Origin of the sequence: Sphingomonas sp. SUN019, from assembly GCF_024758705.1 — a bacterium.
GTDB lineage: Bacteria > Pseudomonadota > Alphaproteobacteria > Sphingomonadales > Sphingomonadaceae > Sphingomonas.
This window is the reverse complement of sequence record NZ_CP096971.1, coordinates 937,169-950,643: the sequence shown is the minus strand read 5'-3', so window position 1 is coordinate 950,643 and position 13,475 is coordinate 937,169. Positions and strand designations below refer to the sequence as shown.

Here is a 13,475-nt window from a genome sequence, read left to right as displayed (position 1 = left end):
AGTCCTTGTGCTGTGGCCCCCCCGCTCAGCCGAGCCTCGCGAGAAATTCGCGTTCGCCCGCGATCACCGGCGCGAAACTCGAGCGGGCGTGGATCGCATCGATATACGCCATCGCGCGCGGCCAGCGCGCCGCGTCGGGCGTCACGCCGACGTGCGCGATATTCACGAACGGGGAGGCGACCGCGATATCCGCCAGCGTGATCGCATCGCCGACCAGGAAGCCGTCGTCGGGGACGATGCGCTCCAGATAATCCATGATCGGCGGCAGTTCGTTGTCGATCGCGTTGACGGCCGCCGCCTCGTCGCCCGGCTGTTTCAGGAATTTCGGCGCGACGATCCGGTTGAAGAACACCGCGCCGCCCATTTTCGTCACGATCGTGTCGGCGAATTCCTCGAACCAGATCACGCGCGCGCGGGCGACCGGATCGGCCGGGATCATCACCGGTTCGGGGTGTTTCGCCTCCAGATAGGCGATGATCGCGGTCGAATCCGAAATCGTGAAATCGCGCCCCCCATCTGCGCCGGGATCGCGAAAGCCCGGCATCTTCCCGAACGGCGAACATTCGACGAAGTCCGGCCCGCCCTGTCCCATGCCCGCCGCGACCAGATCGAACGAAAGACCCTTCTCCGCGCCATAGGCCAGCACCTTGCGCACGAAGGGCGACAGGCTGTTGCCATAGAGAATCATGCGTCCGCTCCCGATCGTTTCGGGGGCGAGACTACGCGCTCAGACGTTGAACCGGAACAGCAATACGTCGCCGTCGTGGACGACATATTCCTTGCCCTCCTGCCGCAATTTCCCTGCGTCGCGCGCGCCGCTTTCGCCGCCCAGCGCCACATAATCGTCGAACGCGATCGTTTCCGCCCGGATGAAGCCGCGTTCGAAATCGCTGTGGATCGCGCCCGCCGCCTGCGGGGCCTTTGCGCCGACCTCCACGGTCCACGCGCGCGCTTCCTTCGGCCCGACCGTGAAGAAGGTCAGCAGGTGGAGCAATTTGTACCCCGCGGTGATGACGCGGGCGAGGCCGGTTTCCTCCAGCCCCAGTTCGGCCAGGAATTCGCCGCGGTCCTCGACCGGCATCGTCGCGATCTCCGCCTCGATTGCGGCGGAGACGACTACCGCTTCCGCGCCCTCGGCCTTGGCCTTCTCGAACACCCGCGCCGAGTGCGCGTTGCCGTTCGCGGCGTCGCCCTCGTCGACGTTGCAGACGTACAGCACCGGCTTGGCGGTGATCAGCTGCGCCTGCGCGAAGACGCGAGCTTCCTCGATGTCCTTCGGCTGCGTCAGTCGCGCGGGCTTCCCCTCGCGCAGCAATTCCAGCGCCTGTCCCAGCACCGACGCGCCGATCTTGGCTTCCTTGTCGCCCTGCTGGCCCTTCTTGATCAGGTTCGGGACGCGCTTCTCCAGGCTTTCGAGGTCGGACAGCATCAGCTCTGTCTCGACCGTCTCGGCATCGGCGATCGGATCGACCTTGCCCTCGACGTGGGTCACGTCGCCGCCATCGAAACACCGCAACACGTGCACGATCGCGTCGACCTCGCGGATGTTGCCGAGGAACTGGTTGCCCAGCCCTTCGCCCTTCGACGCGCCGCGCACCAGCCCGGCGATGTCGACGAAGCCCAATTGCGTCTCGATGATCTTCGCCGAATGCGCGATCGCGGCGAGTTTATCCAGCCGCGGGTCGGGCACCGCGACGTTCCCGACATTGGGCTCGATCGTGCAGAACGGATAGTTCGCGGCCTGCGCCGCCGCGGTCTCGGTGAGCGCGTTGAAGAGGGTGGACTTGCCCACATTGGGCAGGCCCACGATGCCGCAGCGGAAACCCATGGTCGTTCCTGTGATCGGGGAGTTGTTGCGGGGGCCGATACAGGCTCGGCCCCCGCTACGCTACCCCGGCGAAACGCGTGCGCTACCGTTCGGGACGATCCCGCCCGCCGCCGCGCTCGCCGCCGCCGCCGTGCTCGGCGCGCGGCTGCTGCTGACGCGCGGCGCGTTCCTGCTGGCGAGCGGCCTGTTGTTGCGCGCGCGCCTGATCGCGCTGCGCCGACTGCTGTTGCTGACGGGCAGCCTGCTGCTGGCGCTGGGCGGCCTGCGCCTGCTGCCGTTCTGCGCGCTGGGCCTGCTGCGCCTGCTGGCGTTGTGCAGCCTGCGCCTGCTGACGCTCGGCGCGCTGGGACTGCTGCGCCTGCTGGCGTTGTGCAGCCTGGGCTTGCTGACGCTCCGCGCGCTGGGATTGTTGCGCCTGCTGACGCTGCGTGGCCTGGGCCTGCGAACGCTCGGCGCGTTGGGCTTGCCGCGCTTGCTGGCGTTGTGCGGTTTGCGCCTGTTGGCGCTCGGCGCGTTGCGTTTGCTGGGCGCGCTGACGCTCCTGCGAACGCTCGGCCCGCTGCGCGCGCTGGCGTTCGGCGGCTTGCGCCTGCGTCCGCTGCTGACGTTGCGCTTGCGCCTGTTCGCGTTGTTGACGCTGAGCCTGCGCGCGCGCGTCCTGCTGACGCTGTCCCGCCTGGTCGCGCTGACGCTGGGTCCGCTCAGCCTGCTGGCGTTGGCTGGCCTGCCGACGCTCGGCGATCTGCTCGCGGCGCGCGGCCTGCGCCTGCTGGCGGTCAGCGCGCTGCGTTTGCGCCTGCTGGCGCTGGTCGCGTTGCGCCATTTGTTGCTGACGGCGATCCTGCCGTGCGCGCTGGTTTTGCAGATCGTTGCGCCGGTCGTCACGCCAATCGTCGCGCCGGTCGCCGATCGCGTCGCGGCGCGCCAAATTCTGTTGGCGTTCCGCGATCTGCTCGCGGCGCTGCGCTTGCCGTTCGGCCTGCGCCTGCCGCCGCGCGATCTGCTGCTGGCGGTCGCGTTGCTGTTCCGCCTGCTCGCGGCTCTCCAGTCGGACCGGCGCATAGCGGCGCTCGTCGCGCGCCCAATCGGCGCGCTGCCAGTTCGCCGGGATCGCGCGCGGCGGCGCGGCGCTGCGGAACTCGTTCCGCTGCCAGTTCGCATAGCGCCGCGCATCGGCCTCGCGCCGGACCGATTCCTGCTGCCAGTAGGTGCGCTCGCGCGGCTCGTAATTCTGGCGATACGACGCCCATTCGGGCTGACGCTCGACCGCTCGACCCCAGTTGCGGCGCGATTGCAGGATCACCGGCGCGCGGTTCGCCCAATTCGCGGCGATCACCGGGCGGCGGCGCTGGCGCGACGCGCGGTACAGATCGCGCCCGCGCACAAGATAGCGCGACGCATAGGTCACGCGCGGCCCGTAATCGGCCCACGGCACCACGCCGCCATCGTCGTCGTACACCACCGCCAGCTGGCCGTTATCATAGCCATAGCCGTAATCGGGATCGCGCACGAAATAGGGCTGATCCGCGCCGGGGCGGTAGAAATACTGGCGATAACCGCCGTCGATCGGCTCCGCGAAGACCTGGCTGTCGTCATAGCCCTGCCACGCCCAGGGATCCGAATCGCCATAGTCGAAACCGTAATCGGGCGGCGCATCGCCCAGCGCGTCGCTGAAGCCATAGGCCTGATCGGCATAGGCGTACTGCGCCTTGTCGTTGGCGACGCGCACGGTGCGGATTGGCGCGACGTCGGGCAACGCCGACGCGCGCGGCGCATAGCTGACGGGGGTAGCGTCACCCGTAGTCAGCGGCAGCGTGGCGGGAAGGTCGGGTAGTCGTGCGCTACCGGTCGCGCTCTGATCGACCGTCGCCTGGGTCGCGCGGTCGCACGCCGATACCGACAGAGCGGCGGCCAGCGCGGCGGTGGCTAGCCCTGCGCGCAGGCGAAAATTGCGTCGAATACTCATGGCACCGTAACTCCTTCGATGCTTGCTCGATCCGCGTGATAGGGCAGCATTCCTGAACCGGCCGTGCCGCGTCGGTTCATCGCAGGGCAGGTTTCAGTCTATTTGACGAAGTTAAGGCTCGATCGTCATTCCCGCGAGGGCGGGAATCCATAATCGCTGCACAGGGTTATGGATTCCCGCCTTCGCGGGAATGACGGAGGCTTCTTGTCAGAGCAAAGATCCAGATCGCCCTATCAATCACCGATAGTTGAAGCTGATGCTGATCCGGTCGTCCTTCGCCGCGCTCGGCGTCACCTCGTGCCGCAGCCAGCTTTCCCACAGGAACACGCTGCCCCGCTGCGGCTCGGCATAGACGAACGTGTCGGGTCGCAGCGGTGCGGCCATCATCATCGGCAGCCGCGGGTCTTCCAGTTTCAGCGCGCCCGACCCCGGCGGGACCGCGACATAGAGCGTGCCCGACACCACACTGTGCGGGTGGATATGCCCCGAATGCGTCGCGCCCTTGCGCATCAGATTGACCCACAGGCTGTCGAGCTTCAGCCGCTTGCCGCCCAGGTCGAACGCGCATTCCTTCGCGAACGCCGCGACGTGGCGGTCGAGCAGCCGCTTCAGATCGGCAAACGCCGGATCGCGGGTCGGCAGGTCGTTCAGCGACGCGTAGCTGGTGTAGCCGACATACCCGTGCGCCTTCGACCACGCCCGCCCCGCGCGATCGTCGGCCGCCAGCGCGCGGACCGACGCGTCGAGTTCGTCGAGCAGCGCGTCGTCGTCCAGCGCGGCTTCGTAGAACAGGGTGGGGAACAGCGCGCGGACCGCCACGTCAGGCGTCCTGCAATCGCAGCGCGACGTCGTTCATGAAGCGCACGTCGTCGCCCTTCGCCAGCCATTCCGCCTCCGCCGCCACCGCGCCGAGCAGATCGGACAGCGCGTCGATCTCACTCTTGGCGTAATTGCCTAGCACATGGCCGGTCACGCGGTCCTTGTGCCCCGGATGACCGATGCCGATCCGCACGCGGCGGAAATCGGGGCCGAGATGCTGGTCGATCGAACGCAGGCCGTTATGCCCCGCGGTCCCGCCGCCCTGCTTCACCTTCACCTTCATCGGCGCGAGGTCGAGTTCGTCGTGGAACACGGTCAGGGCGTCCATGTCGAGCTTGTAGAAGCGCAGCGCCTCACCGACGCTGCGCCCGCTGTCGTTCATGAAGGTTGCGGGCTTCAGCAGCAGCACCTTGCCGCCGCCGATCCGCCCCTCCTGCAGCCAGCCCTGAAATTTCTTCTGCACCGCGCCGAAGCCGTGCACCGCCGCGATCGCGTCGACCGCCATGAACCCGACATTGTGCCGGTGCATCGCATATTGCGCGCCGGGATTCCCGAGGCCGACCCAGAGTTGCATCGTGTTCTTCTCCCTCTCCCCTCCGGGGAGAGGGTTGGGGAGAGGGGCAGTGTACCGCGCACGGCCGCTGCCGAACTGCCCCTCTCCCGCCCTCGCTACGCTCGGCCACCCTCTCCCCGGAAGGGGAGAGGGAAGTCCGATCACTCCGGCTTGGCTTCCTCGTCGCCCTCGGCAGCGTCGTCGCCACCTTCGGCGGTCTCGCCTTCGGCCTCGGCCACGGCTTCTTCATGCTCTGCGGCCTGCGCTTCGGCGACTTCGGCGTCGAGCGCCTCGTCCTCGGCGGTCGGCACGGTCGGCGGCACGATCGTCGCGATCGTGAAGTCGCGGTCGTCGACCGCGGGCTCGACGCCCTTCGGCAAGGTCACGTCAGAGATGTGGATCGAATCGCCGATCTCGCGACCGGCCAGGCTGATCGTGATCTCGCTCGGGATGTTCGACGCGTCGCACACCAGTTCGACTTCGTGGCGGACGACGTTCAGCACGCCGTTGCCGGTCTTGATGCCGGGCGCTTCTTCTTCGTCCACGAACACCACGGGCACCGCGACCGTCACGGTCGTGTGCGCCGAGATGCGCAGGAAATCGACGTGCACCGGGCGATCGGTGACGACGTGGAACGCCACGTCCTTCGGCAGCGTGCGCTGGCCGTTGATCATGCACACGGTGGTCATGAAGTGGCCGGTGTTCAGCGCCTTCATCAGCGCCTTTTCCTCGATATGGATCGCGGTCGGCTCTTTGTTCTGGCCGTAGATCACGGCGGGCACGCGGCCTTCGCGACGCAGCGAACGGGAGGCTCCCTTGCCAACCCGGTCACGCGTCTCGGCTGCGAGCGTCAATTGGTCGCTCATCAATATTCTCCGAAACGTAAGTGTACCTTCCGCGCCACGCCTCCAGGGATGACCATGACCGGAAGCGGGCGCGCATAGCGGGGGAGGGCCGGGAAAGCAATCCTCCCCACTCCTCCCCGGCACGGGGAGGTGGCGCGCCGAAGGCGTGACGGAGGGGCAGCCAAGCAGGTCCGTCGCCTGAGGCTGCCCCTCCACCGCTTCGCGGTCCCCCTCCCCGTGCCGGGGAGGATTTAAGTTAGTACCGCACCCGCACCGCCTGCAGCTTGTACCGCTTCAACTGCTCCTGCACGCTGCCCGGCCCGGCCAGATGCCCGGCCCCGACCGCGATGAACACGCGGCCCGGCGTGCGCATCCGCTCCGCGATCCACGCCGCCCACTGGCTGTTGCGATTGGTCAGCAACGCGCGCGCGACCTCGGGCGAATCTTTCAGCGATGTGTTCATTTCCGCGGCCAGCGCATCGGGATCGCCCGCTGCCCAGTTCGCGACCATCTTCTCCATTGTCTCCGCCGCCTTGGGCAGTTCGTCGATCGTGCTTTCCAGCAGCTTCATCTCGCCCGCATTCGACAGGCCGTCGAACACCGACATCTGCCCCTCGAACGTCTCCAGCCCCATGACCTGCTTCTTCTGCCGCTTCGCCGCCGCGGTCAGGATGCCCTCCGGCCCGTTGGCGGGATCGTAGCCGAGCTTGCGCACCGGCCCGATCGACAGGCTGATCGCGGCGAACCACGGCCGCATCCGTTCGAACTGCGCGGCCTGGTATCCATTGTCGGTGATCGCCTTGTCGAACACCGCGCGCTTGTCCGCGGGCAGGCGCTCGCCAAGGCCGGGTCCGGGCGGGGTAAAGGCCTTTTCCATCACCACGCGGGTCTGCGTCTCCTGATCGGGTTCGACCATTTCGAGCACCAGCGTCCCCGACCGGTCGAACGCCTTCTTCACCGCTTCGTCGAACCACGTCATGCCGGGTTTCAGGACGTGGATCGTGCCAAACAGATAGATCGTCGTGTCCTTGTCGCGCAAAACCCACAGCGCGGGATCGGCGTCCTTGGTGACGACGGGCGCCGGCTCGGCGCACGCCGGCAGCGAGAAGGACAGGCCGACCAGCGTCAGCACCGAAGTGATCGAACGGAACAAGTGCGGGAGACCTTCCTGTAAGCGCCAGCCCCCATCTAGTGCGGGCCTTGCCTGTTGGCGAGCCATCCGCCATTGCCCGCCCGCGATGAACGTCCCCTCAACAACTACGGAAAACGTGAAGCCGCTTTCGTTTCAGGCGATGATTCTGCGGCTCCACCAATATTGGTCAGATCGCGGCTGCGTGATCCTGCAGCCGTACGACATGGAAATGGGCGCGGGCACGTTCCATCCCGCCACGACGCTGCGCGCGCTCGGCCCGGACACCTGGAACGCCGCCTTCGTCCAGCCCTGCCGCCGCCCGACCGACGGCCGCTATGGCGAGAACCCGAACCGGCTGCAGCATTATTACCAATATCAGGTGATCCTGAAGCCCAGCCCGCCCGATTTGCAGGAACTCTACCTCGGCAGCCTGTCCGCGATCGGCGTCGACATGAGCCTGCACGACATCCGCTTCGTCGAGGACGATTGGGAATCGCCCACACTCGGTGCCTGGGGCCTCGGCTGGGAGGTGTGGTGCGACGGGATGGAGGTGACGCAATTCACCTATTTCCAGCAGATGGGCGGCTTCGACATGAAGCCCGTCGCGGGCGAACTGACCTACGGGCTGGAGCGTCTGGCGATGTACATCCAGAACGTCGATAATGTGTACGATCTGGCGTTCAACGATGCCGGCGTATCGTATGGCGACGTGTTTCTCGAGAACGAGAAGCAGATGTCGACGTGGAACTTCGAGGTCGCCGACACCGACACTCTGTTCGACCTGTTCCGCAAGGCGGTCGCCGAAAGCGAGAACTCACTAGCCGCCAAACTCCCGATCCCGGCGTACGAACAAGCGATCAAGGCCAGCCACACGTTCAATCTATTGCAAGCCCGCGGCGTCATCTCCGTCGCCGAACGCCAAGCCTACATGGGCCGCGTCCGCGACCTCGCGAAGGCAAGCTGCCAGGCCTGGATGGATCGCAACGGGTGGGCAGCGTGATGGTCCTTCTAAATCCTCCCCGGAACGGGGAGGGGGACCGCGAAGCGGTGGAGGGGCAGCCACAAGCGCCACACCTGCTTGGCTGCCCCTCCGTCAGCCCTGCGGGCTGCCACCTCCCCGTCCCGGGGAGGATTTGAAAATGACCGATTTCCTCCTAGAACTCCGCTCTGAAGAGATCCCCGCGCGGATGCAGGCGCGCGCGCGTGAAGACCTTGCGAAACTCTTCGCCGCAGAACTCGCCAAATCCGGCTTGAGCGCAACCGGGACCGTGACCTACGCCACCCCCCGCCGCCTCGCACTCATTGCCCGCGGCCTCCCCGCCGCGACGCAGGCCGTAAGCGAGGAAATGAAAGGCCCAAAGACCGCCGCTCCCGCACAAGCGCTGGAAGGGTTCCTCCGGAAAACCGGCCTGACCCGCGACCAACTGACCGAACGTGACGGCGTCCTCTACGCGATCACCGAAAAGCCCGGTAGCGCGACCGCCGACGTGCTGGCCGAGGCGATCCCCGCCATCGTCCGCGCCTTTCCCTGGCCCAAATCGATGCGCTGGGGCGCGGCCTCGACCACCACCGAGAGCCTGAAATGGGTCCGCCCGTTGCAGGGCATCGTCGCGCTGTTCGGCGACGACGTGGTGCCGTGCGCAATCGCCGGGATAATCAGCGGCGCGGCGACGGTCGGCCACCGCTTCCACCACCCCGGCGTCATCACGATCGGCAACGCCGCCGATTACGCCGAGAAACTCCGCGCCTGCCACGTCATCGTCGACCAGGACGAACGCCAGTCGATCATCGCGATCGGCGCGCAGATGGCCGCGGCGAAGGCGGGCCTCACGCTCGTCCGCGACGAAGGGCTGCTGATCGAGAACGCCGGGCTGACCGAATGGCCCGTGCCGCTGCTCGGCCGCTTCGACCAGGAATATCTGACCGTCCCGCCCGAGGTGATCCAGCTGACGGCGCGCGTGAACCAGAAGTATTTCGTGTGTAACGATGCCGAAGGGCGACTGGCCAACGCCTTCATCTGCACCGCCAACATCGACGCCACCGACGGCGGCGCGACGATCGTCGAGGGCAACCGCAAGGTGCTCGCCGCGCGATTGAGCGACGCGCGCTTCTTCTACGACACCGACCTGAAGGTGCCGCTGGAAGACCAGGCGGAGAAGCTGAAGAAGATCGTCTTCCACGAAAAACTTGGAACGGTCGCGGACAAAGTCGACCGCGTCGCGAAACTGGCACGATGGCTGGTGGAAGAGGGGATAATCTCATCCTCCCCTGCAAGGGGAGGTGGCTCGCGTAGCGAGACGGAGGGGTATCACCCTCTAGATAGCGCGACACCCCTCCGGCGCTCCGCGCCACCTCCCCTTGCAGGGGAGGATCGAGTAGAACTCGCCACCCTCGCCGAACGCGCCGCGCGCCTGTGCAAGGCCGACCTCGTCACCGGCATGGTCGGCGAATTCCCCGAACTCCAGGGCCTGATGGGCGGCTATTACGCCACCGCGCAAAACGAAGACCCCCGCGTCGCCGCCGCGATCCGCGACCATTACAAACCGGTCGGGCAGGGCGACGACGTCCCCACCGCGCCCGTAACGGTCGCGGTGTCGCTGGCGGACAAGCTGGATACGTTGGCGACTTTCTTTTTCATCAATGAAATGCCGTCTGGTTCGCGCGACCCATACGCGCTCAGGCGAGCTGCTCTAGCCATCATTCGGATTATTGTTGATCTCAATATCAGGCTCGAAATCGGAAACGCCGCACAGTTCAGCCTTGCGATCTTTGCCGGTCGCTCGCTGGGGAATATACAGGCGGACAAACTTGAGAATGTTGTCGCCGTGCTCCGCGCTGCTGGCGTGAAAGTGGACGCAGAGGACATTCAGTCTCTTTCGGCCAACTTGCTTGATCAGGCTGCCGGCGAAGAGGGACAGCGCAAATTTTTCGTTGAGCCGACAGAACGTGCTTTGCGGAGCATGATCAGCTTCTTCGCCGATCGCCTGAAAGTCCAGCAACGCGAGGCAGGCGTCCGCCACGACCTGATCGACGCGGTGTTTGCACTCGGTGGCGAAGACGATCTCGTCCGCCTGCTCGCCCGCGTCCGCGCGCTGCAGGCGTTCGTCGGGACCGCGGACGGAGCGAATTTGCTCGCGGGATACAAGCGGGCGGCGAATATTTTGAAGAAGGAGGGGTATCCCACCCTCATAACATCCACCGTCACCCCCGCGAAGGTGGGGGTCCATAATCACGACGGCCCGGATGTAGCCGATGGATCAGCGACTATGGATTCCCGCATTCGCGGGAATGACGACGGTGGTGAGGCGATCGACGCGCCGAAACAACTTTCCTACACGCCCGAAAAAGCGGAAGCGGACCTAATCACCGCGCTCGACGCCGCCGAACCCGCCGCCGCCCACGCGGTCGCGGACGAGGACTTCGCCGCTGCGATGACTGCGCTCGCCACGCTGCGTGCGCCGATCGATGCGTTCTTTGAGACCGTGACCGTCAACGATCCCGACCCCGAAATGCGGGCCGCTCGGCTCGCGCTGCTTGCACGGGTTCGTGCTGCAGTGCACAATGTCGCCGACTTTTCGAAGATCGACGGATAGCGCGTTGGCCTAACCTTAGACTAACTTTCCATTTCGCCTCCCCGGCAAATCAACGACTTAGGGATTGCAGATGACGCAATACGTGTATCGCTTCGGTGGCGGCGTGTCGGATGGGGGGAAGGGCGACAAGAACCTGCTCGGGGGCAAGGGCGCGAACTTGGCCGAAATGGCTTCGATCGGGCTTCCCGTCCCGCCCGGCTTCACGATCAGCACCGAAATGTGCGCGACGTACTACGACGAAGGCGAGCAATTCCCACAAGGCCTGCGCGATGAGGTTGCAAACGGTATCGCGCATATCGAACAGGTTACGGGCAAGACCTTCGGCGACGCCGCAGACCCGTTGCTCGTCTCGGTCCGCAGCGGCGCGCGCGTGTCGATGCCGGGGATGATGGACACCGTCCTCAACCTCGGCCTGAACGACCAGACCGTCGAGGGCCTCGCCGCCGCCTCCGGCGACGCGCGCTTCGCCTGGGACAGCTACCGCCGCTTCATCCAGATGTACGCCGATGTCGTGCTCGAACTCGATCACGGAAATTTCGAGGAAGCGCTTGAAATTACCAAGGAAGACCGCGGCTTCTACCTCGACACCGAACTCTCCGCCGACGATCTGAAGGCGCTGGTCGACGAGTATAAATCGCTCGTCGAAGAGGAATGGGGCAAGCCCTTCCCGCAGGATGTGCACGATCAGCTCTGGGGCGCGGTCGGTGCGGTGTTCGGGTCGTGGCAGTCCGAACGCGCGAAAGTCTATCGCCGTCTCAACGACATACCCGCAAGCTGGGGCACCGCGGTCAACGTGCAGGCGATGGTGTTCGGCAACATGGGCGACACCAGCGCCACCGGCGTCGCCTTCACCCGCGATCCTGCCAAGGGCGACCGCGCCTACTATGGCGAATTTCTGATCAACGCGCAGGGCGAGGACGTCGTCGCCGGCATCCGCACCCCGCAATACCTCACCACCGCGGCGCGCGAGGAAGCGGGCGCAAAGCCCGCCGCGATGGAGGAGGCGATGCCGGAAGTGTACGGCGAACTCGCCGCCGTGTTCGACCGGCTCGAAACGCACTACCGCGACATGCAGGACATCGAATTCACCGTCGAACGCGGCAAATTGTGGATGCTCCAGACGCGTTCGGGCAAGCGCACCGCGAAGGCCGCGCTGAAGATCGCGGTCGACATGGCCAACGAAGGGCTGATCACCCGCGACGAGGCGATCCTGCGCGTCGACCCCTCCGCGCTCGACCAGTTGCTCCACCCGACGCTTGACCCGGACGCGACGCGCGACGTGCTGACCAAGGGGCTCCCCGCGTCGCCCGGTGCGGCCAGCGGCACCGTGGTGTTCGACGCCGACACCGCCGAACGCGCCGCCGCCGACGGGCAATCGGTGATCCTGGTCCGCACCGAAACCTCGCCGGAGGACATCCACGGGATGCATGCGGCAAAGGGCATCCTGACCGCGCGCGGCGGTATGACCAGCCACGCCGCCGTCGTCGCGCGCGGCATGGGGCGGCCGTGCGTCTCGGGCGCGGGCACGCTCTCGATCGATGCGAAGGCCAAGGTCTTTCGCGTCGGCACGCGCGAGGTGAAGGAAGGCGAGACGATCACGATCGACGGCGCCACCGGCGAGGTGATGTACGGCGCGGTCGCCACGATCCAGCCCGAACTCTCGGGAGATTTCGGCACGTTGATGGAATGGGCCGACGTCATCCGCCGCCTGAAGGTCCGCGCCAATGCCGAGACCCCCGGCGACTGCAGCACCGCGCGCGAATTCGGCGCGGAGGGGGTCGGGCTATGCCGCACCGAGCATATGTTCTTCGACGCCGCGCGCATCACCGCGGTGCGCCAGATGATCCTGGCGTCGGACGAGGCGGGTCGTCGCGCGGCGCTCGACAAGCTCCTGCCGGAACAACGCAGGGACTTCGCCGAAATCCTTGAAGTCATGGCCGGTTTACCCGTGACGATCCGCCTGCTCGATCCGCCGCTGCACGAATTCCTGCCGCATGAGGAGGCGGAATTTGAAGAGGTCGCGACCGCCGCCGGGGTCGATATCGAGGTGCTGAAACGCCGCGCGGCCGAACTGCACGAATTCAATCCGATGCTCGGCCACCGCGGTTGCCGCCTCGGCGTGACCTACCCCGAAATCTACGAAATGCAGGCGCGCGCGATCTTCGAAGCGGCACTGGATGTGGCCGAAAAATCCGGCGACGCGCCGATTCCCGAAGTGATGATCCCGCTCGTCGCGACCAAGCGCGAACTCGATCTGATGAAGGCAGTGGTCGACAAGGCCGCCGAAACCGTCTTCACTGAACGTGGCAAGCGCATTGAGTATCTCGTTGGAACGATGATAGAATTACCGCGTGCTGCGTTGCGCGCTGGCGAGATCGCCGAGGCGGGCGAGTTTTTCTCGTTCGGCACCAACGACCTGACGCAGACCACGCTCGGCGTCAGCCGCGACGACGCTAGCCGCTTCCTGGGCGCGTATGTCGAACAGGGCATCTACGCGCGCGATCCGTTCGTCACGCTCGATATCGAGGGCGTCGGTGAACTCGTGAAGATGGCCGCCGAGCGGGGCCGCGCGACGCGGCCCGACATAAAGCTCGGAATCTGCGGCGAACATGGCGGCGACCCGGCGTCGATCGCGTTCTGCGAGGAGGTCGGGCTCGACTACGTCAGCGCCTCGCCTTATCGCGTCCCGATCGCGCGCCTTGCGGCCGCCCAGGCGGCGCTCCGCGCGCGGGGATAGGA

General features: G+C 66.2%; 10 protein-coding genes. 3 read left to right on the top strand and 7 right to left on the bottom strand.

Annotated features, from left to right (window positions below):
• Positions 1–25 precede the first annotated feature (25 nt).
• The 7 genes from M0208_RS04580 to M0208_RS04550 form a co-directional block, all read right to left on the bottom strand.
• The gene (locus M0208_RS04580; RefSeq protein WP_258890552.1) at positions 26–688 is read right to left on the bottom strand and encodes a glutathione S-transferase family protein; all 663 of its coding nucleotides are present in this window, start codon (positions 686–688) and stop codon (positions 26–28) included.
• A gap of 39 nt (positions 689–727) precedes the next feature.
• On the bottom strand, positions 728–1,828 hold the full coding sequence (gene ychF / locus M0208_RS04575; protein ID WP_258890551.1) for a redox-regulated ATPase YchF: 1,101 nt from the start codon (positions 1,826–1,828) through the stop codon (positions 728–730).
• Positions 1,829–1,910: 82 nt separating this feature from the next.
• Entirely contained in the window at positions 1,911–3,794 is a 1,884-nt protein-coding gene (locus M0208_RS04570) for a hypothetical protein (RefSeq protein WP_258890550.1), read from the bottom strand.
• Positions 3,795–4,031: 237 nt separating this feature from the next.
• Complete coding sequence (locus M0208_RS04565) at positions 4,032–4,613, bottom strand: TIGR02466 family protein (protein WP_258890549.1); 582 nt, start codon at positions 4,611–4,613, stop codon at positions 4,032–4,034.
• Position 4,614: 1 nt separating this feature from the next.
• Positions 4,615–5,187 (bottom strand): aminoacyl-tRNA hydrolase, encoded by a 573-nt coding sequence (gene pth, locus M0208_RS04560; RefSeq protein WP_258890548.1) that lies wholly within the window; start codon positions 5,185–5,187, stop codon positions 4,615–4,617.
• Between the two features lie 140 nt (positions 5,188–5,327).
• Positions 5,328–6,032 (bottom strand): 50S ribosomal protein L25/general stress protein Ctc, encoded by a 705-nt coding sequence (locus M0208_RS04555; protein ID WP_258890547.1) that lies wholly within the window; start codon positions 6,030–6,032, stop codon positions 5,328–5,330.
• Between the two features lie 235 nt (positions 6,033–6,267).
• Positions 6,268–7,164, bottom strand: coding sequence for a TraB/GumN family protein (locus M0208_RS04550; protein ID WP_258890546.1), 897 nt, complete (start codon positions 7,162–7,164; stop codon positions 6,268–6,270).
• Positions 7,165–7,303: 139 nt separating this feature from the next.
• Here M0208_RS04550 and M0208_RS04545 point away from each other — a divergent pair, with 139 nt between their 5' ends.
• The 3 genes from M0208_RS04545 to ppdK all read left to right on the top strand — a co-directional run bounded on the left by M0208_RS04545 (position 7,304) and on the right by ppdK (position 13,473).
• Positions 7,304–8,143 carry a glycine--tRNA ligase subunit alpha gene (locus M0208_RS04545; protein ID WP_258890545.1) on the top strand — a complete coding sequence of 280 codons (840 nt, stop codon included), beginning with the start codon at positions 7,304–7,306 and terminating at the stop codon, positions 8,141–8,143.
• 139 nt (positions 8,144–8,282) lie between these two features.
• Complete coding sequence (glyS, locus tag M0208_RS04540; protein WP_258890544.1) at positions 8,283–10,736, top strand: glycine--tRNA ligase subunit beta; 2,454 nt, start codon at positions 8,283–8,285, stop codon at positions 10,734–10,736.
• A gap of 70 nt (positions 10,737–10,806) precedes the next feature.
• A complete protein-coding gene (gene ppdK, locus M0208_RS04535; RefSeq protein ID WP_258890543.1) occupies positions 10,807–13,473 on the top strand; it encodes a pyruvate, phosphate dikinase in 2,667 nt (888 codons plus the stop codon).
• The last annotated feature ends 2 nt before the right edge of the window (positions 13,474–13,475 follow it).